Source organism: Aneurinibacillus uraniidurans, from assembly GCF_028471905.1.
Lineage (GTDB): Bacteria > Bacillota > Bacilli > Aneurinibacillales > Aneurinibacillaceae > Aneurinibacillus > Aneurinibacillus uraniidurans.
In genome coordinates this window covers 1,425,492-1,446,789 of the sequence record NZ_CP116902.1, presented here as the reverse complement: position 1 = coordinate 1,446,789, position 21,298 = coordinate 1,425,492, and the positions used below count along the sequence as shown (strand labels likewise).

Sequence of the window (21,298 nt, the reverse complement as noted above, 5' to 3'; positions counted from 1 at the left end):
TTATTTTGCCTACAGTGAGTTTAATGAATGATCTTACTTTCTTTCGTCCTTTCTGCTACTCGCTGCGTCGACTTGCTCAGCGGTTCCTTCAATACAAGGCCAAGTACGAATGCTCCAGCCAAGAAGAGCAGCATATAACCGATATCTTTCCATACAATATCAGATACGATTCCCCCAACCGCTTCCCGCAGCAGACTAATTGCATACGTAAACGGCAGCAGTGGATGAATCGCCTGGAAAAATGGCGGTGTCACTTCAATCGGAAATGTCCCACCGGAACCAGATAACTGAAGGACGAGCATAATAATGGCAAGTGCTTTGCCAATGTTGCCAAACACGGATACAAATGTGTAGACAATCGTCATAAACACTACACTACTGAACACCCCAAATAGCACAAAGGAAATCGGATTTGCTACATACGCCCCTAACACAAGCATATCGCCAATCGATACAATAAGCGCCTGAAATACGCCAATCGTCAAAAATGTCAGCAGCCTGCCAAAATAAATATCCCGGCTTTTATAGAGTCCCTCTGGATCTTCCACATCTAAGCGCAGCAATGATACTAAAAGAATCGCACCCACCCATAATGAAAGCACGGTATAGAAGGGTGTCATTGCTGATCCATAATTCGGGATCGGGAACTTTTTGTGTTCCTTCAACAATACAGGTTTCGCGAGAAAATCACTTTCCGTATTAATGTCGTTTTTCAATAACGCGATAATGTCCCCGATGTTTTGTGACTGCTTAAACGCGCGAATTTTATCGGCTGCGTTCTTCACCGAATCTTCGAACTCAGGCAGATCATTCCGGACAAGATTGGCTACCTTATGCACCGCCGTTTCCACTTTCGGAAGCTTCGTCTGAATAAGGTTCGCTACTTTATGCACATCTTGCTCGACACGTGGCAAGTCGTTTCGCACAAACCCCGCTGCCTGATGAACTTTCGGCTCTAAGCGCGGCAAGTCATTTTGGAAAAAACGAGCCGCTTCATTAACACCTTGGGTTAGATCCCCCATTTTGGCCTGAATGTTTTGGGCTGCTTCATGAACCTTCTGGCGAATCTCGGGCATGTTCTGCTGCAAGCGTGCTAGCTCCTGTTGACCAAATGCTACCCCGGCTGCGGCATCATCAAGAATCGTTTTTATATCAGGAAGGCGCTCCTGCGCTGCTTGTAGTACATCTGATGCGTTCTGCGCCGTAGACGTCAACTGATCCAGCGCCTTCGTAACAGCCGGGACAATCTCGGAATCATAACGGGATAAAATCTCACCTAACGTATAACTTGCGTCTTTTGATAACTTGTTCAAATTGTCCACTAGCTGCTTGGCTGGCTTCTCTCCCTGCTCGATCGCAGTCTGAATCGCATGCAGCGTACGACTCTGCTGCTCAAAATTATTTTTTACCTTCGTGAGCTGATCGATCATTTTTTCAAGTACCGCATTCGGCGCATATTTATTCAGCGTCGCTACTAGCTCGATCGTTCTGCCAATGATAGCCGCGCCATTTTGCAAACGCTCCTGCAAGAAAGACAGCGCAGCAAGCGTTGGCTTCGGATCAATGTTCGCCGTTTGTAACACATCTGTTAGCTGCGTCACGGCGTCAGCTGTTTGCTGTAACAAGATAAGATTCTGCTTGATAATCGGAACTGCGGCCTCGAACGCCCTATGATTTTGCGTGAGAAAATCATGAAGTCCGCTCGCAAATGCTCCCCCATCGTGCGCAATCTGCGCTAGCTTCGGCAATGCCTGCTGCGCACTACTAATAATAGCCGCGGCTTTCCCCGTATCTTCAATCGCCGTCGCAAGCCCCTTTTCTACCTGACCAAAATTGTGATCAATGTCAACAATCCGATCCGCTACCCGCTGAATATCAGGCAGCTTCTGCTGAATGAACACGATTTCCTGACCGACTTCCTTAATTTTTGGAAGTTTCTCTTCCAGCACAAGAATCTGGTTCGCTGCCTGATGGATTTCTGGAATTTTCTTTTCTAGCTCGACGACTTTTTGACTTTTCTCCCGGATTTCTGGCAGCTTTTTCTCCAGCTCCAGCGCTTTGTTTCCGGCTGCCTCAATCTCCGGCAGACTTCGTTCGAGCTCAAAGATCCGACTTTCAATATGACGAATTGTTGGCAGTTCCCGCTCCAGCTTAATTCCCGCTTCATTAAATAACGTCAAAATCGCTTCGCTGGTCGTCTTGATGAAGTTTTCACTAACTTGCGCCACCACACTTGAGGCACCGGTCGTGGTAATTTTCGGTGCAATCGCGTTAATTTTTTCATTAACGCTGTACTCAATCTCCGGTTTCTGCTGCTTTTCTTCGAGAATGGTCGCGATCTTAGCGGAAAAGTCTTTTGGAATTAGCAAGCTGGCATAGTAATCCCCGTGTGTAACGCCCCGCTCTGCTTCGTCGCGTGTAACGAACGTCCAGCCAAGCTTATGATTCTTTTTAAGGTTTTCTACGATTTCGCTGCCGACATTGATGCTTTTATTGATGTTTCCTTTATGTATAACGGTACCGACATCTTCGTTCGTGACGGCAATCTTAATCCCGGATGTATCGCCATACGGGTCCCAGGACGCTTTTAAGTTGAACCAGGCGTACAGAGATGGAAGGATCATCAAACCAATGATAAGCAAAAGCGCAATCGGCACACGAAAAATATTGCGCCAGTCTGTTATGTATATATGAAGAATTTTTTTCACGGATGATTCACCTAATTTTCTGCAAGTTAACTACGTTGAGCTACTATTACATAGTATCTCCAAAACAAGATGGTGTTGCTATATTTTTATATGCTAGTTGAGAAAAAATAATTATTTCACTATTCATAATAGATATACCATTGCATACTTATTGATTATTGTTATCTAAACGAAATAAGATCTTTACTGTAGGAGGCCATCACAAAGATGAACCAAGATACCGTACGCGTAGCTGTTATTCAAGCCGCATCCGTTATGATGGATCGAGAAGCCACAACCCAAAAGGCAGTTACTCTCATTTATGAGGCAGCTGAAAAAGGGGCCAATCTGGTCGTATTCCCAGAAGCATTCATTCCTGGATATCCACGCGGACTATCGTTTGGCACAAAGATCGGAACCCGTTCTGAATCGGGACGAAAAGATTGGCTTCGCTACTGGGAAAACTCAGTCCCGATTCCTGGAGAGACTACCGATATTTTAGGAGAAGCCGCACGCAAAGCTAATGTGTATGTTGTTATCGGAATCATTGAAAGAGATCAAGAGTCCAGTGCGGGTACCGTCTATTGTACGATGGTATATTTTGGACCAGACGGAAAGATTGTTGGCAAACACCGCAAGTTAAAGCCGACAGGTTCTGAGCGATTAATCTGGGGAGAAGGGGATGGGAGTACCCTTCCTGTTATTCAAACTCCCTTTGGAAAAATAGGCGGTCTTATTTGTTGGGAAAACTACATGCCTCTCGCTCGGACGGCCATGTATGCAAAAGGTGTAGACATATACATTGCTCCGACAGCTGATGCGCGGGATACGTGGCAATCCACGATTCGTCATATTGCTGTCGAAGGCCGCTGCTTTGTACTGTCTTGCAATCAATTTTTCACAAAAGCTATGTACCCACAAGACCTTGCTTGCTACGACGAACTTATATCGTCTCCGGAGGAAATGTCCCGTGGGGGAAGCGCTATCATCGGTCCGCTTGGTGAATATATCGTAGAGCCTGTATTTGGACATGAAGATATTTTACTAGCTGATCTAGATTTACGTCTCATCCCGTATAGCCGCTTTGATTTTGACGTTGTGGGACATTATGCACGACCAGATATTTTTCAACTAGTTGTAAACGAAGAGAAAAGAGAAAGCGTTCGATCAATTCATACGAAAAAACCCGGAATTCAGTGAATTTCGGGTTTTATAACCATATGTTTAGGTAACTAGCGGCAAGCGAATCTCAACCGTGGTTCCTTCTTTTTCTTTTGACTGTATCATAATGCTTCCTTTCATCTCTTCTACTAGCCCTTTACATATACATAAACCTAGTCCGGTTCCATCCTCTTTTGTTGTAAAGAACGGATCAAAAATTTTATGTAATTCACCCTCTGGAATCCCGATTCCATTGTCGATAAACGTTAATACCGCCTCTTTATTATCGATTGACGGATACAGCGTAATAAATAACAGTCCGTCTGATTTTAATGCGGAGATTCCGTTTTTTACGATATTAAGCACGATCTGCTCAATATGAGAAGATACCCCTTTAATAAATAAAGGAGTCGGTGACATACATAAATGAACGGTACCATTCTTCTCTACTGCAAAATATGTAGATAAATCATGTACTTTTTGAATAACATCATTCAAATTCACCGTTTCCCATTTATTTTTTTGACCCTCTCCTTTACGCGCTAAAATAAGAAAGTCAGATACAAGACTCTCTACCTTATTAATTTCATCTATGCAAATATCAATATAATTTAGAAAATCACTTCGGCTATCCTTCTTATTCACCAGCAATTGCTTCATTAATTGTTGAAACCCTTTAATACTACACAACGGATTCCTAATTTCATGAGCCATTCCTGCTGCCATTTGTCCCATAACTGCTAATTTCTGATCATGCAGATGATGGATAACTTTATCCTTGGCAAACAAAAAACCATTTACACAGCTGGTGAATCTTATATTTAAAATTTCATTAAATCTGGCGATCAGAAAACTACGCTCCTTCGGGTCTGCTAGATGATAATTCAACACATGACAGACATAATCAAAAGAACGCACCCGGATATTATGTGTGATCTGAATCAGTGTTTCTCGGCTTATCTCTCGTACTTCTCCAAAATAAACGCCTATTTCATAACCAGTTTGTTCAATTTCTTGTAATGCTGTTACGTATTCATCATTTTCCTTAAATAAGGTTCCAACCACTTTCGTACATACTGAATATAAGGAGGTTCTATATGCCTCAATATCTTCAATCACTTCATGGAAGTTTTTAATCTCTATCATCATATCCTGGATATGCTCTTGTATCATGATCGGAATCTTCTTCATAATCAAAGGGAGTAACGACTCTTTGCACTCATATAATGTAATCATCATCTTCTCCGTTATTATGTAATTTTTCAATAATTAGTATTTAGAAATCATGATCGCTCCATTATTCCCCCCATATCCATGGGACGTTACAACAAAGCTATCAACTTCTGTCTGCACCGTATCTACTACGACCGGTAATTCTGGATAATCATCCGCAGCTGCATTCACTGTGCCCGGAATGAAGCTTCGTTCCATGCCAATCAGGGAAGCAATCATTTGCGCTCCTGCACTCGCCCCAAACATATGGCCCGTTATGCTTTTGATCGACGTAATCGGAAGATCTGCCCCAAATAATTGCATATGGTTCAGCGCCTCAATTCGATCATTCTCGACCATTCCTAATGCCTGACTATTCACATAGGTAGGTCGTCTACGTTCCGTAACCTGCTTCATGCTATACAGCATATGCTTCCCTTCATGATCCGAAAAAAAGATTCCGGTCGCATCATTCGTTGTACTTACTTCGTCTATTACGCCTAAAATTTTGGCTCCTCGATTTAACGCAGTAGACTCTTTCTCAAGAATTAACACACTGGCTCCTTCCGCCATGACAAACCCTGCGCTTTTTTTTGAGAACGGTATTCCCATTTCACCCAGCGCCTTATTTTGTGATAAACATCTTATTTTTCCGAACGCATACATGACTGATTTCGAAAGCGGGGCATCCGCTCCTCCGACAATGCAAGTATCCAATTCACCAGCATGTAAATACATGATCGCATCCTGAATCGCATCAATTGCAGCGGAACAACCAGTGGCAACTGTTCTTGTCACCCCAGTTATCCCGAATGACTCTGCCAGCGAAGAAGCTAAACTATGATAATGAACGATCCCACATCCGGTTACAGGAATCGCCTTAAAGTTATTCTCATTAGCAATCGTAATGACCTCATCATACCCTAAGGTCCCTCCTAAGGCAGTTCCCATGAAAACACCTGTTCTATATCCACTCAGGTCGCTCTTTCCTGCCATTTGCACGGCTTCTTTCATCGCAGACATCGCCAGGAGACTAATCCTCGGGTACCGTCGATATTTCTTGTCTTGCTTTATTTCCTCCAGACTGTCATGCACAACCCCAAAGGCAATATCTTTGCCTTCGGTTCCCTGCCCTGGAAACAGCTCCAGGGCGCTTATTTGTGTGATAAGCGAATCTGTAAAATGATCTACATTATACCCACCAGGTGCCTTAATACCATACCCGGTAATAACAACCTTTTCTTTTTTCATGATTCTTTCCTCCCTTAGTCTTAAAATCAAGCAAAGTGATTTAAAGTACGATCATAGAAGTAGGAAAAAATAATAGAAATGGTAATATTTTTGGGAATGTACCTTTATTTTAACGTTTTTATTGGTAAAAACATACTATTTTTTCGATTTTACTGAAAAATGTATAGGAAAAATTACAGATCTGTCTTCACTTAAGACTTTTGTAAGATTTGATTAATAAAAAAGAAAGCTTATTTGTTTAAAATCAAGAAGAATACGAAGTTTAACTCTAGGAGGAAGTTATGAAAAAGTTTACTCCATCTTTCCTTATGCTAAGTTTACTTGCTACTACTCCTGTGATGGCTGCTACGACGAATACACCCCAGACAACTCCCCAATCACAAGGATATGAAAAAGAAATGCCTGCAAAGCAATTTTTACTAGAAAAGTCTGCGAAAGTAGCCCTAGCTAAAGTTCATGGTGCGTTCCCGGAAACAAAACAATTCCAGATTACGCACGTTTTAGCTAAACAAGAAAATGGCAAGCAGACATTCTCCGTGACATTAGAGCCGAAAAAACAGAAGAGCAAAGCACAATCAACTCGCTTATTCACCGTAACTCTGGATGGAAAAACGGGAGATATCGAATATATCGGAACCGGGCAAACCTTTACATTAAATCAATTCCCAACTAATGAGAAGGCAAAAAAAATAGCTGTCTCTTATCTAGAAAAGTTATATGGGGCGGAATCGCATAACTATGAAGCTAAACAATTCTCAAAATTAGAAGGACTTTCGGGGAAACGAATGGCAGTCATGTTTCAACATAAGAAGGACCGACAAACTATGATTCATGTTTCTGTGTATAACAATGGAAGCGTGAATGCGATTCAAAAACAAACGGTCCAAATACCAATTCAATAAACGACAAAGAGGCTGTTCCGAAAAGTCGCGAAGAAACGACTTTTTCGGGACGGCCTCCATACTGTTCTCTCCAAAATCTTCAACTGGATTACTATTTATTTTTATACTTCAAACGCTTACTAGTTTATCACCATTGGATCGTGTGCTTTTTCCTCCTCTTCAATAAGAAGGCGCAGCATATCACTGCGGTTCGTTCCGGTTTCGACAAGCTCATCGATCATATATTGCTCCTCACCTAGCAGCTTCTCCAAACTCTCATCAACCGTACTTTCGCCAAGCAGAGAATATACATGAATATGCTTATGCCCTTCCGCTCCGAAATGCCGGACACGCCCGATACATTGGGATACATACGCAGGAGACCACGGTTTGCTTGTAAAAATCACATTGTTCGCAATCGTGCCCATCCAGCCCTCCCTACTAGAAGATTCGCTCCCGATCATAACCCAGCATGTCGGATCGTTCATAAATTTATCCACCTGGCGCTGCCGATTTTGAATCTCCCCATGAAGAATCGCTGGATTATACTTTTCAAAATACTCATGCATAATCTCTACAAAAATGCGTGACTGACTAAAAATCACGACTTTCTCGCCCCGTAAAACGATATCCTCTACCAGATCTTCTATCATCTCCAATTTTCCGCTTCCCGCTGTTCCCTCTGCCCCACCGACAATTTCAGCAGACTCTACAATCTGACTTAGACGGGTATATTTAGCAAGCGGCGTTGGAATATGATAGAATGAAAAACCTTCAAATCTTTCACCCGGTATCGCTTTTTTTACTGCATCATATAATTCTCTCTGTAACCCGGTAAGCTCCACAGAAAGATTATAAGGAATAACAGAAGGAATATGCTGCACCACATCTGTTTTCAAACGGCGGATCATATCCGTACGCAATGCCTCTTGCAGCGATTCCATATTGACAACCGCACTTGCATAAAACACTTTAGATGTCACAGGCCAGCGCAGCCACTTTAGTATGTTATAGAAATCATCTGCACCATTAATCACCGGTGTCGCGGTAATCGCGTATCGTTCTTTCGTTTCAAGTCGATGAACAACCTTTCCAATCTGTGACTCTGCATGTTTGATCATTTGTGCTTCATCTAAATAGCACACATCAAACGGATTTTGTTGGTGGATATTCAGCACATGGTTGATATCCTGGCGGAATTGTTCATATGACATGATCACTAACTCATACGGATGGGTAGAAAAATCAGCGTACATACTCATACGCTGTTCACTCGTTCCCTTGAGAATACGAACACGCAAATGGGTAAACTGCTGCGCCTGACGATAGACATCTTGTACGAAGCTCGCTTTGGTAATATATAGCCCCCGTTGAATCCTACCAGCCCGTATCTTCGCCTCGTGAGCGCACAAAATCGGCGGGGTCTTCCCCACTCCCTCCTGATCGGCAATCAACAATCCCTCACGCTTTAGTAAGACGTTATATAGTTGAATTTGATGAGGACGTAACGAAACTTTCGGAGCATAATCGTCGGGGAAATCGGTTGATTCTCCAGCCAGGTCATTACGATAATCTAGCAGTTGAAATAATTCTTGACCAATCACACGAACAGGCTTTTTTTGCGCCTTTTTTCTTCCCTGCACCTGAGGCAGCCGATTCTTATACACTGCTGTTTCTGATTCACGTTCCATATCTGAAAGTGTTTGAAGCTCCTCTTTTTCCTCACGATCATGTATAGGATGTTCGGTACTTATTGAAGCTTGTTCATCCTCCTGCCTCTCCTTCCCGAACCAACTGAATATTTTTCCACTCCAATTCCGCATGTTTACAACTCCTGATGTACGAGCATTTTAGGTAATAGCTTTTATTCTCTCACTTTCCGTTTGATGTGTCCATTGAAAGGCAGCTTGCAAAAGGAAAGCAGGAATACTATAATCACTAAGGCACAAAGCTCAGATACCAGATATAGGAGGGTGAGAAAGTGGAGCATTCGATACCTAGGAAGACAAATTTGTTTCAAAATCGATTTGTACAGACGATTATGCTATCCGGGATTTTGCTGCAAATCGGCATCTGGGTGCGCAATTTTTCTGTTTTGTTATTTGTCATGGATAAAACGGACAACGATCCATTGGCCGTTTCGCTTATTTCGGTCGCAGAGTTTGCGCCGATTTTTCTATTTTCCTTTATCGGCGGCACGTACGCCGATCGCTGGCCGCCGAAGCGGACGATGGTATGGTGCGACATTGTAAGCGCGTTATCTGTATTCGCAGTGTTATTGACACTTGTATTCGGTACATGGCAGTCTGTTTTTTTTGTGACGCTCGTATCGGCGATTTTATCGCAGTTTTCCCAACCGTCTGCCATGAAATTGTTTAAGGTTCACGTTGCTCCCAAGCAGCTGCAGGCAGGTATGGCTATGTTTCAAACGCTAATGGCTATCTTCATGGTTATTGGACCGATCGTAGGAACGTTCGTGTATCAAAGATTTGGGATTCAGATTGCGGTTGGGGTGACCGGTATCTCGTTTTTATTATCAGCAGCCGTGCTGCGACTGCTTCCACCTGACCAAATCGAGGAGAAAACAGGAGACGAAAATGTGTGGCAGGAGATGGTAGACGGATTTCGTTATGTACTACGGACCCCTGTATTAAAGTCGCTCAGTGGAGCTTTCTTGTTCGCCGGGCTTGCCGTTGGAATCCTGCAGCCGCTCGCTGTCTTTGTTGTCATGGAACGACTCGGTCTGCCAAAAGAGAGTGTCCAATGGCTTCTGATGGTAAATGGTCTCGCGATGCTCATCGGTGGTGGGCTGGTCATGGGACTTGCCAAAAAAGTCGCTCCGCAAAAATTGCTGGCGATGGGGATGTTCGTAAGTGCAATTTCCGCTTGCGGCATAGGATTGTCAACTGATCTAAACCTGACACTTGCACTAGAGTTTTTGAATGGCCTATTCTTCCCATGCATTCATATCGGGGTAAGTACGCTCATTCTACAAGCATCTGAAGAAGCATACATCGGACGTGTGAACGGTGTGCTTACTCCAATGTTCATGGGCATGATGGTTGTGACGATGAGTGCAGCTGGCTTTCTGAAAAAAACGATTTCGCTTGTCGGTGCGTATGAAACAGCAGGCGCATTATTTTTACTTGGCATGCTAACGGTCTTGCCATTGTTTCGCATGCAGGTGGGAGTATCTGCGAATCAATGTGACGACAGCTGCGACTAAGCCAAATAACCATAATAAAAGCGCTCCGTATCCTATAAACCCCACTACCACAGCCAAAAAAATAGAATCAGAAAGCAAGAAGCTAAGGTTAGCAAACGAAAATGGCATCAGAAAAATTAACTTGATTGCCTCCCAAAAATTGATCAAACAAGCGAAAAATACAAACACGCCTATACCAGGGAGTGTACAAATTAACATGATCCATGCAAGAAATGGATGATCTTTTTCTCTATTCATATATTCCTCCCTTTGCTCATAAGTAAATTATGCTTACTACTTGCTTACAGGAAGTGCAGCGCCCTCTACTCAGGGCGCTTTTTTTCCATAATATCACATTCTATATCATAACGATAAACCGATATCTGAGAACTAGTCCGCTTGCTCTGCGAAAGTTGAGGTGATAAGATGTCGTTGAGTATTCATTATGGGGAGGGAATAATTTGAGCAGAAAAATTGAATGGCAAGAAGTTGTTTTTGAACATGAGAACCCCGAATCACTCCTGAAAGAAATTCTACATAGATGCCCACAATTTAGAACGCCATAAACAAAAAAGCACCACAATGGGTGCGTTAGTTCTTTATGAATACCTCAAAGTTTTCATCGTATTTTGTAGGGATAAACTCTATTACATCATATTCGGCAATTTCATTAACATAGAAAGGGTCTTCTTTAATGATTGCCTGTATTTCTGCTTCCGTATTTACATTAGCCAGAATAACTCCACCCGTCCTTGGGTTTCTTCGCCCTGAAAAAATAAACCTGGATTGCTCATAATACTTGTTTAAAAATGCAACATGCTCTTCTAAATACGCTTCAACCTTTTCTAATGGTTGGATATATTTTAATACGACCAAGAACATTTTCTCCATCTCCTTGTAAGATCAAATCTATACATAATTATACCTCTTTAGGCATTCTTTGTCCGAAACATCCCCTATTCATGATAAAATATTCCCAATTAGAAAGAGCAAAGAGCCCCTCTCTGGATAGTCATCTAGAATGGGGAATTCATTGTAGAGGTGAAACATGCTTGAATTATTAGAAGCCATATTCCATGCTGTTTTTATGTTTTTTCGGGTTCTATTTCGCCTGATCTTTAACCCCGTTACAGAGTTTTTCTTCAGCCTTTGGGACGCATTCGATCTATTTAAATCGCGCAAGAATAAGGACGAAAAAAACTAAAAAGACAGATCGGTTACGACTCGAATTGCATAATTTTCAGCAGCCCTTCACTAAGTTTCGTACTGATCACCCTTTGCTTGTGTATTATGTTTGATCATCAACACTCGTGATAAAAAGCTTTTACTCTTCTTACTTTCAAATGCTTCAGCTGCGCCACAATAATAAAGCTAATCACAACAAGCAAAAACCACGAACTGATTTTTCCAATGTGAACAAGCTCCCAGGCTTCTCGTTGATTTGGATATTGCCATGCCCCGAAAAAAGTGGCGATGTTTTCAGCAATCCAGATGAAAAAGCCAATTAGCAAAAACGAAAGCACCAGCGGCATTTTGTAGATAGCTTCCCGTAAAGAGAATTGTACAGAGGTACGAAAAAAGACAATGAATAATAATGCGGTTAAGATCCAGCGAAAATCATACACATAGTGATGGGTGAAAAAGTTAAGATAAATCATTCCTCCCAGTGCTACGGCCCATACAGTGTTGGGCCATCCATGCACTTGCAAGTGCAGTCTCCGCCATGATTGACACATATAGCTGGCTACGCTGGCATACATAAACCCGCTATACAGAGGAACTCCCATCACTTTTGTCCAGGCAGGCTCCGGATAAGACCAGGAAGCCGTATGTACTTTATAGATTTCAAGCGCTAGTCCGATCAGATGAAACACAGAAATGACTTTTAGTTCATCCTTTGTTTCGAGACCTGTTTTATACATCACATATTGAATGAGAATACAAATAAGCAGAATGAAATCATAACGATACAGACCTGGTATATGAATCACTTTTGAAAGCGCAAGGGTTACAAAAATAGAAACAGGAAAAATACAGGACATGGCCTGTTGATAACCAAATTCATATAATTGCCGTAAATATACCATTTTTTTCAATCTCTTTCCTCCAAAACTTCATAACTTGAAATTTCAATCAAGTTTTCATCCGGGTCTCTAATATACACCGACTCAATCGGACCAACAGCACCGGTTCGTTTAACAGGTCCTTCGATAATCTCAACCCGACACTTCTGCAAGTGGTTGATCACCTTTGTTAGCGGCCAACTTGCAATAAAGCACAAATCAGCCGAGCCACTTGTCGGCTGTGCCGCTTTCGGCTCGAATTCTTTTCCGACCTCATGTAAATTTATCTTCTGGTTTCCAAACGCTAACGCTTTTCTGCCATTACCGAATGAAACTTCCTCCATGCCAAGTACATGCGTGTAGAAATGACATGTCTTACCTAGATCTTTTACAGTTAATACCAAGTGGTCAATGTGATGAATCAAAGTATCCGCCTCCCTGATAATACTTATTCGGGGCATGGGAATAAAATCCTTTCCGATTACAGTTCATATCTCGTTCATATAGGTATCTGCCCAATCCACTGCGTTCATTCCAACATAAGATGGTAAATGCCTATGTAAAAGGAGTGAATTCGAATGGTATCTATGCCACGACAGGGACCGCCAACATCTCCTCCACCACCATTTATCCCCCCAAAACCTACTGTTTCCTATATCATTGATTGTGTACATCAGTACACGTATGTGTGGCTCCTTACCGGGGATCAGTTCTGGTTTTATCCTACACGAGTAGAATACGGTGAAATCTCAGGTTATAGATGGAACGGCCTATTCTGGATGTTTTATGGAATTGATCCACGATTTCTTGATGCAGTCGCATGTCCTCCAGTTCCCACCCTTTATTAACATGTAAAAACAAACAATCCACCAGCCTAAGCCAGTGGATTGTTTGTTTTTACCATCATTTTCTTTGGATTATCGTAAGCAACGTGTTTGAAAAATTGCCCAAAGTAACACAATAATATGGAGAATTCTCCAGTTTTAAGGGGGGATTATACATGTCCGATATTATTGAAATCATGATGAGAGCCTTCGTAGCGTTCCTCTCACTTATGTTACTGGCACACGTAATTGGCAAACAAATGATTGCCCAAATGACGTATCATCAATTTGTTGCTGCGATCACATTAGGATCCATTGCAGGTAATACAGTTTTTAATATTAAAATAAAATTCTTATATTTTGTCATTTCTTTGCTGATATTCAGTGGAATTGCTTTGGCTTTGACTTTCCTTGCATTACGAAGCCGTAAAGCAAGAAAGTGGATAGTAGGAGAACCAACAGTTGTCATACAAAATGGCAAAATACTAGAACAAAACATGCGGAAATTGAAATATACATTTGATTCTTTAAATCAGGGATTAAGAGAAAAAGATATCTTTAATGTTGAGGAAGTGGACTACGCTATCCTCGAAACCAATGGCACTTTATCCGTATTAAAAAAGCCAGCCTTCCGTCATGTAACGATACAGGATTTAGCTTTGAATCCACCATCTACTGTACGGTTTCCTGTTGAGTTAATTATAGAAGGCGAAATTATGGAAAAGAACTTACATCAGCAGCAGCTGACGACAGACTGGATCGTAAGAGAGGTATCGAAACGCGGATTGATTCTATCTGATGTTTGTTACGCTGTTATGGGGACAAATGGGCACCTGTATTTTGATCGATATGAAGATCATATTTCTTCTCCGATTGATAAGGAATGAATGGAACCCGAAAACAAGAAAAAGAGGCTGTCACCCATTCGTCTAGTTAGACGTTTGGGTCAGCCCTTTCGTTGAATCATATATAAAATTCTTATTTGCCCTCACAAATCCACTTGATTAGTTCTCGATCAAAGGATTGAGGTTCTTCAAACATAGGATTATGTCCACTATGCTCAAAAATTACTTTCTTCACATGATTATACGTGTCATCAATAGAGTCCCAAAGTGAAACAGGCCCTACCAAATAATCATATCTGCCTAAACTAATAAACACTGGTTTATTGAAAGTGTTCAGTGACTGTATAAGATTTAACTCTCCGAACGCCTCTCCTCACAAACAATCAATAATTGGCATATTCGTTTATACTCCATCCCACATATGCACCGCGTCAAATGTATAATCGTAAAACTGTACGCTCCCATACAAATACATATGCGGACAAATCGTCGTTCAGGGTCCTGCTTGATGTCACTTTCTAATAAAGCAATATCCTTTTCAAACTGTCTCTTTCTTTCCGGACTTGCCGTCTCATTAAAAAATACACAACTTTCATGCTGCCTTTCCTGGCTATTTGTAGGTGCTGAATTTAACAAGATAACTTTTTGGACATGTTCAGGATATTTTCTTGCATATTCCAAAGCCATGAAAGCGTGTCACGGGTGCCCCAATATAATGAAATCTGTTAAACAAAGAGTTTGCCTTGCTATTTCTATGTCATCTAACACTTTATCCAATGTATAATCTTCTGCTTCTAGAACCTGGGGCGCCTTCATAAATCCTCTATGATCAAGGAAAATAAGCTGAAATAGTTCTCTGCCTATCATTTCTTCAACTTCATAAAGTATATTTTTACAACAATTATATTTTTTCAATTTCAATGTCTGTTGGACTTATCCAACTAATTCTAACTTTATCTCCTATTTGGGCACCTACGTAGTTAAACCAATCCCCGAGCAATTTTAAGTTGCCACTACCTTGAAACTGCTTCGCATAAGCATCCCCAGCTCTACTGCAACCCGATGCCTTTAAAGTGACATTCTGTAAAAATCCATCTACAGAACTGCAATTAAAAGTATATCGAGCATAGGGGTGATTACTGTTATAAATTCCAATATGCCTTGCCTCTCGTCTCGGTATTTGTAAGTAACCTTCCCCATATACAGTTCCCCTTGAACTAGTATACCGGTGGGCTCCCCATTCTAGATGTGCTCGTTTCAACGTTGTAATAAAGGTATCTCCTGCTGTTGGCATAAATAATCCTCCCCTTGACTTTTAAACAAAATGTCGACTCCTACCCCTTAATACATATCTTTCATATGAAATCTTTTTGAAGTCTAGAATACGATAGAAAGAACATTGACTTTAGCACTACTCCTATTATCCTGCAAGATATATTAAAATTCTTCATGAATTATTCGCCAAAAAACGACAAAAAGTCTCGTGGTTCGATTTGGAATAGCATGCTAACAAAACTACCCATGATATCGTAACGTAGCAGGAAAAAAGCTCGAAGAGTAAGTTCACCAAATGAAGATGTTAAAAAAGCTAAAAAGAAGATTTCTCATCATAGTGCCTTCTAAGAAGTTTTAAAACGGTGGTTTTAAGGAAAAAATGCCGGTGTTAACAACAATGATCTAAAATGTCCGATGCTGGTTATACCAACATCGGACAAGTGTAATAAGCTAACTAATATTAAAAAAACCCATTTGAGGATCAATTAATAGAGTCCTATCCAAAAATAAATTCCTCAATTCACATGAAGTTTCAGGGAGGTATGAACAACTATGACAAGCAGCACCATTAAAATTATTTACCCCTTGTCCGGAAATTTTACCAATTTCAGAACAAACCGGATCTGAACTACACCATCTTGCTTTATCAATAGCCTTTCCAACTATTGGAAAGAACCTTTCTTTCTTTCCCATTCTAACCAGTCCTCCAAAGGTACCATCAACGTCGCCTGATGAAGTATAAATTAAAGTACCACATTGATCCTCATTAAAATAAAGGCGTTCACGGAGAGATGCAGAATTATAACCACAAGTTAAAGCGAGTTCATCTATGATTATGTGTGACAAGGTGTGCAAGAGAATATTTCTAGGTTTTAGTAGAGCATCTTCTACATTTGCCCCTCTTTTTTCAATTCGAGTTATTAATTTATTGAAATATCTAGAAACGTCTGTTCTTTGCTCCCAAGTAATTAATTTCTCTAAATTTAAAGTGAAAAATATTCCTTCGCCATAAACTTTATATGCAGGTAACCAATTATTATTTGGAAGAATCGGATCCTTAAACAATAACTTTTTTCCATTTCCTATTTGATTTCCACCCTCATTTTCACGCGTACTTAGTCTACTAAAACCTGTTAAAGCAATAGTTTCTTTTAACTTTGTAACTCTATTAATTATATTAAAATTTATCGATATGTCATAATTAGATTCTTGTGTATTAGTCCAATCCTTTCTAACCTTTAGGTTTTTAGTGTCTACTTCCTTTATTAATGTTTCAAATTCTTTTTTTCTTAACTCAATTTCTGCCCTTCTAGTATTAATTTGTTCAGGTGTTTCTTGATCTTCTCCTACTGCACCTTCAATATATAGTATTGCAAGTTCAATATCAGAATCATTATACTCATTTATTTCAGGAGGACATAATTTTTTCGCTATCTTAATCTTATCTTCGATTTTCTCAAAATCGCTTAGCCAAGAAGAAGTTATACCATACCTCTCAAACATATCTATTAGGTTCTCTACTTCTATGTTGTGCTCTCCCGGTAGATGAATTGCACTTATTGTATTAGAAAAATAAACATTAACAGAATTTTTTAATGCTGCTATTGGAAAGGAGGAACAACTTTCTTTATCATTCTCTGTTCCGTACCAAGGCATTTTACCTGGACATTTATATAACTCATTTGTTTTTTTATTTAACATTCTACTCAATTCACTGATTCCACTCTCATCTAAATCGGAAGTGGTTTTTCGTGACATAATTCCCTTTAGGGACCTTTCAGTACCTTTGCTACAACTACATTTAACCTTCAAAGAATCTAATGTTGCCCCACCTGTAGAAACAAGTTTCATTAGTCCTCTGCAGTTTGTATTTTCATCGCCATGAACCCACTCCCTCCAAGGAAAGTCTGAGATGTGACCATGTTCACACAAAATTACAAAAGGTACTTGTATCATTTTCCTTTGCTTTTTACATTCTTTACAATCCAACCAACTAGTTCTAGAGGCCATAGATGTTTGATGCAACGTTTTACAAACAGGACAGTAATGCCATGTTGGAAAGCGTAACAATGGAATATATAAATCTGTATTAGTCTGGGTTATCGCTTTACCAACACCTTTATATTGGTAACTCGGCCTAAAATCGGGAGGCAATAAAAGTTGTTTTACCTTTAACAAGGATCTTAATCTCGGCTCTTGAATTTCAAATTCCTCAAAGGATTCAATACGATTTTCATTTTTATCATAGTACCATTTATCAAGGGAACCAATCATTGCTGATTCTCCTTCTGGACTAATAACTAAGGCACCCGGACCAAAAGTTGTAACAAGTTGTCCTCTTCTCAAAGGTAAGTCTCTCATGAAAATAATGCCTCCCAACCACTTTCATTCTCACTGCTATTATCATCTAAGTCCGATTGGTATATTGATGCAATAAGTCCTCTACATTCTGAATCCACATTTCTCATTGTATTTATCATCGGTTCTGCTTTACTTTTGAGAATTTGCGGGATGGTTGTACCTGCTGAATACATATAACCATTCACTTTAGCATCAACTTTCCAAGCAGTATATCCACCACGCTCAAGTCTTTTCAATATTGAAAGAAATCTACTTTTAAGTTCATCTACTTGTTCTGGGTCAACAAGTTTCGCTCTATCAATCAAACGATTATAGAAAGGTATAATCTTACTATGCAATTGCTTTTTTATTTCATCCCAGTCAGGTGTCCTTGCCACATCATCATTTAATGCTTGCCGCATGTACCCAATAACAACTGCGTGTAATCCTCTATCCAAGCAGGAGTCTGAAAAAGGAGTAACACTTGTAGATTCAACTTGAGCATATAACTTTTGATGATACTCTCTAAAGTGCTCAAAGTGAGATTTATCCCTAGACTTCGTATTTGAATATAAAGTAAATATTAATCCCGGTCTCTCCCACCAACGACGTCCTACACGCCCACTTACCTGAATATACTGTGCAGTCATTTTAGGTTGACCTACTATTGCCATAACAGAAAGTCGGTCAATATCCACACCTACTTCGATAATATTCGATGCTAAACACAAATCGATAGTAGTGTCTCTTTCTTTTTCCATACTAGAGTTATAAGTTACTTTTAAGTCATCAATAGTTTTGGAGATTTCATGGCTTTGTTTTCCTGAAGATAATTGTAAAACGTTATTAGTATATCTAATATTCTTAAGAGTACCCTTTCTCATTGACATGGCCCCGGAATATTGAGGTATGTCAGTTTGCGATAAAGTTAATCCTCCACCAAGCTCACGTAAAGTATTATAAAATGCTAGTAATGTCCAGTATGGATCTCTCTCATCCTCATTTATTTCCGTAGAAGATTGGAGAATAGACGAAAAGGTCATGACTTGAGACATCATGATACGAACGGTTGTTGTATAAACTCCAACATATTTTCTTCCGGGCATTGGTTTGCCGTTTTCTTTATTAATCGCTGGAGTTGCAAAAAATGAATCTTCGCTTTCCAACCCTGGGCTCGGAAACAAACGTGCCTTTTTCCTACCAAACAAAGCAAGCGCTTGCTCCTCAAATTGTTTTATAGTTGCAGTAGCAGCAATTATTTTAGGTTTAATAATCCTATCATTTACATTTTTTAGGCACAGTTCTTCAACCAGGGTTTCAAATAACCCTGTAAGTGTACCTAATGGTCCTGAAATTAAATGTAATTCGTCTTGTACTATTAACGATGGAGGATTAACAAATCTCGCTCCTTCTTGATCAATCCCAAACAATGCTCTTGCTTTAGGCTGCCAAACCAATTGAACAAACTTATCAACTGTCCCTATTAAGAAGGTAGGTCTCTTTTGGTATATGGTCTCATCTACTATATAAATTGGAAGTTCATCATGAAAATCACAACTATTATCCGGACAATGTATTGTCAACCTATCATTATCCGAAATTTTATAACCAAAGTAAGGGTTCTTCTTACTACCCTTATCTTCGTAATACCCTAAATGAGCACCACACCATGGACAATTGTTTACAATAAATTGCGGAGCATTCTTTTCATTTTTTTGAAGTTTACTAAGAGCTGTTTTGGCTGCTTTATTATTATTAGGTGTAGTTTTGGAACCTACCCAAATTCCAATCGAGAACGGCAGATCACCTAGTTTACTATGACTCTTTTTCCGTAAATACTCTAAGGAACAAATTAACCTAGAAGACCTCTGAAATTGGTCTGCGGTTAAGAGACGTAAAGTGTACCTCATCATGATATCTACGCCTGCATCCATAGGATTTCTAAGACGTCTAAGAATCATTTGAAAAGCAGCAACACCTAAATAGGCTTCCGTCTTACCTCCACCGGTGGGAAACCAAATCAAATCAACAATTTCCCTAGAATCACTTGCTTCATCTACTAGTGATTCTATAGACATCAAAATGAAAGCAATTTGAAACGCTCTCCATGTATTACTTGCGTTTTTAAGAATATTTTCATCTGATACACTATCTCTAATAAGTTTATTGAAGACAATTTGTTTGTCTTGAACTCGACCGAAACGTTTTACCTTTCCGTTTTCTTGTTGTAAAAGTATAGCTGTGTTCGCTAGTCGGAAGGCCTCCAAAATTTTGGGGTCCTGAAGCAACTCAAGACCTCTTAACATTCTATTTAAACTTTCTTCACATAGCTCCATATGTTTGGTTGCTACACTCTGTAAAGGTTCTGGAAGTTTAACTATTTCTTTTCGTTTAGACGAAATCCAATCTTTGTACCCGTCAATCAGAGGTTGTAAAATTTCTTTAGGATGTGTATTAGAGGAAAGGCCTGCTAAGTCACTCATTTTAATTTCAAGCTCTACCTCCCTCCCTCCTTGTTTTATAAAAACGTTCGGTGTCATACTAAGTGTTTCATATTCTGGCATAAAGGTAGTGTTAATTTGCTGAACATTTGAATAATTTTGTTTCCAATGTGCTGCACAACCATGACCAAAAGCATATACTCCTTCGTTCCGATAAAGAAGTTCAGATGAAGCCTCTTCTTCACTCAATATCTTTTTCATTTGATATTGCTTTGGATAAACAGAAAACGCGTAATTCTCAGGAGTACTGATACTCATTACTGCTTGAAACAAAATTAATTGTTGTCCATTAAGTTTTGGAACTTTCGATTGATTTGTAACGCTTATTGTTATGATATTTTTATCGTTCACCTCACGAAGACGCGCCTGAAATTTAATTTGATACTGGCTGATCCTTTCTCCTTTTTTATTATTCATATCAACCATTTTTTCCAACTGTCTTTGGTTAATAAGTTCATTTAACGGTAAATCCCATAGACCCTCAATCGTCTCTCTTAGCCACCATTGAACAGTATTACTCTCTCCTTTTACCCTCACATTATGCGGCGTATAAGTTCCTCCTTCTATCCTAACTTTTAATTCTGGAAGATCTTTATCAACACAAAATGTTAATCCCATGGTTGAAGGCATAAAATCACTTTTTTGAGGAAATAATTCTACCTCACCGTAATCTTCAGTTGTCTCTAGTCCTTCCTTATGCTCAAATAACTTATCTATCTCCTCGTTATCCTGAATCTCATTAGACTCTTTACCGATTAAAATTTCAAGGGCCGCTTCATCATTTTCGCTTGTACCTAATGGAAACAAATGTCCACTAACATATCTCTGAGTCGGAGTTTCTCTTTGAAGTATTTCTTCTTTTATCCCGCCAACTTCCCAATAGTAAGGTTTGTATAATTCTTCTCTCGATTCAAAAGTTGTGGAACCAATAGGATTAAACTTTGTGTAGTGGTCCCTAATTTGTCCAGGGCCGATTATTTCTTCTTTAACATTATCTATTACTTTTTGACGATTATAGAGTGATTTTTCTAAAGAGATAGCCATAGTTATAAT

14 protein-coding genes and 1 pseudogene are annotated in these 21,298 nt (G+C 39.9%); 4 read left to right on the top strand and 11 right to left on the bottom strand.

The features are described from left to right. Positions 1-20: 20 nt before the first annotated feature. On the bottom strand, positions 21-2,708 hold the full coding sequence (locus tag PO771_RS07290; protein ID WP_272562601.1) for a YhgE/Pip domain-containing protein: 2,688 nt from the start codon (positions 2,706-2,708) through the stop codon (positions 21-23). A 207-nt stretch (positions 2,709-2,915) separates the two neighbouring features. Between PO771_RS07290 and PO771_RS07285 the strand changes: the two genes are divergently transcribed. Beyond that, a complete protein-coding gene (locus tag PO771_RS07285) occupies positions 2,916-3,887 on the top strand; it encodes a carbon-nitrogen hydrolase family protein (protein ID WP_272562600.1) in 972 nt (323 codons plus the stop codon). Between the two features lie 24 nt (positions 3,888-3,911). Here the strand turns inward: PO771_RS07285 and PO771_RS07280 are convergent, their stop codons facing one another. Together PO771_RS07280 and PO771_RS07275 are read right to left on the bottom strand one after the other, a co-directional pair. Beyond that, positions 3,912-5,021 (bottom strand): sensor histidine kinase, encoded by a 1,110-nt coding sequence (locus PO771_RS07280; RefSeq protein WP_272562599.1) that lies wholly within the window; start codon positions 5,019-5,021, stop codon positions 3,912-3,914. Positions 5,022-5,117: 96 nt separating this feature from the next. Then, a complete protein-coding gene (locus PO771_RS07275) occupies positions 5,118-6,311 on the bottom strand; it encodes a beta-ketoacyl-[acyl-carrier-protein] synthase family protein (protein ID WP_272562598.1) in 1,194 nt (397 codons plus the stop codon). A 281-nt stretch (positions 6,312-6,592) separates the two neighbouring features. Between PO771_RS07275 and PO771_RS07270 the strand changes: the two genes are divergently transcribed. Then, positions 6,593-7,213 carry a hypothetical protein gene (locus PO771_RS07270; protein ID WP_272562597.1) on the top strand — a complete coding sequence of 207 codons (621 nt, stop codon included), beginning with the start codon at positions 6,593-6,595 and terminating at the stop codon, positions 7,211-7,213. A 119-nt stretch (positions 7,214-7,332) separates the two neighbouring features. Here the strand turns inward: PO771_RS07270 and PO771_RS07265 are convergent, their stop codons facing one another. Then, a complete protein-coding gene (locus PO771_RS07265; RefSeq protein ID WP_272562596.1) occupies positions 7,333-9,015 on the bottom strand; it encodes a DEAD/DEAH box helicase in 1,683 nt (560 codons plus the stop codon). 158 nt (positions 9,016-9,173) lie between these two features. Between PO771_RS07265 and PO771_RS07260 the strand changes: the two genes are divergently transcribed. Further along, positions 9,174-10,418 (top strand): MFS transporter, encoded by a 1,245-nt coding sequence (locus tag PO771_RS07260; protein ID WP_272562595.1) that lies wholly within the window; start codon positions 9,174-9,176, stop codon positions 10,416-10,418. Positions 10,419-10,988: 570 nt separating this feature from the next. Here PO771_RS07260 and PO771_RS07255 read toward each other — a convergent pair. From PO771_RS07255 to PO771_RS07245, 3 genes are all read right to left on the bottom strand, one after another. Beyond that, entirely contained in the window at positions 10,989-11,279 is a 291-nt protein-coding gene (locus PO771_RS07255) for a YciI family protein (protein ID WP_272562594.1), read from the bottom strand. Between the two features lie 419 nt (positions 11,280-11,698). Beyond that, complete coding sequence (locus PO771_RS07250) at positions 11,699-12,484, bottom strand: DUF817 domain-containing protein (RefSeq protein ID WP_272563123.1); 786 nt, start codon at positions 12,482-12,484, stop codon at positions 11,699-11,701. Between the two features lie 5 nt (positions 12,485-12,489). After that, positions 12,490-12,885: a VOC family protein gene (locus PO771_RS07245; RefSeq protein ID WP_272562593.1), complete on the bottom strand. Its 396-nt coding sequence runs from the start codon at positions 12,883-12,885 to the stop codon at positions 12,490-12,492. A 575-nt stretch (positions 12,886-13,460) separates the two neighbouring features. On the opposite strand from PO771_RS07245, the gene PO771_RS07240 reads away from it, so the two are divergent. Continuing rightward, on the top strand, positions 13,461-14,171 hold the full coding sequence (locus tag PO771_RS07240; protein ID WP_272562592.1) for a DUF421 domain-containing protein: 711 nt from the start codon (positions 13,461-13,463) through the stop codon (positions 14,169-14,171). A gap of 91 nt (positions 14,172-14,262) precedes the next feature. Here the strand turns inward: PO771_RS07240 and PO771_RS07235 are convergent. The 4 genes and pseudogenes from PO771_RS07235 to PO771_RS07220 all read right to left on the bottom strand — a co-directional run. Continuing rightward, positions 14,263-14,978 (bottom strand): annotated as a pseudogene (locus PO771_RS07235) (alpha/beta fold hydrolase); the annotation flags it as partial. A gap of 52 nt (positions 14,979-15,030) precedes the next feature. Beyond that, positions 15,031-15,423 (bottom strand): hypothetical protein, encoded by a 393-nt coding sequence (locus PO771_RS07230; protein WP_272562591.1) that lies wholly within the window; start codon positions 15,421-15,423, stop codon positions 15,031-15,033. Positions 15,424-15,854: 431 nt separating this feature from the next. Next, positions 15,855-17,765, bottom strand: a complete 1,911-nt coding sequence (gene drmB, locus PO771_RS07225; protein ID WP_272562590.1) for a DUF1998 domain-containing protein — start codon at positions 17,763-17,765, stop codon at positions 15,855-15,857. Continuing rightward, a complete protein-coding gene (locus PO771_RS07220) occupies positions 17,762-21,289 on the bottom strand; it encodes a helicase-related protein (protein WP_272562589.1) in 3,528 nt (1,175 codons plus the stop codon). The genes drmB and PO771_RS07220 overlap by 4 nt, the downstream gene beginning before the upstream one ends. Between the last annotated feature and the right edge of the window lie 9 nt (positions 21,290-21,298).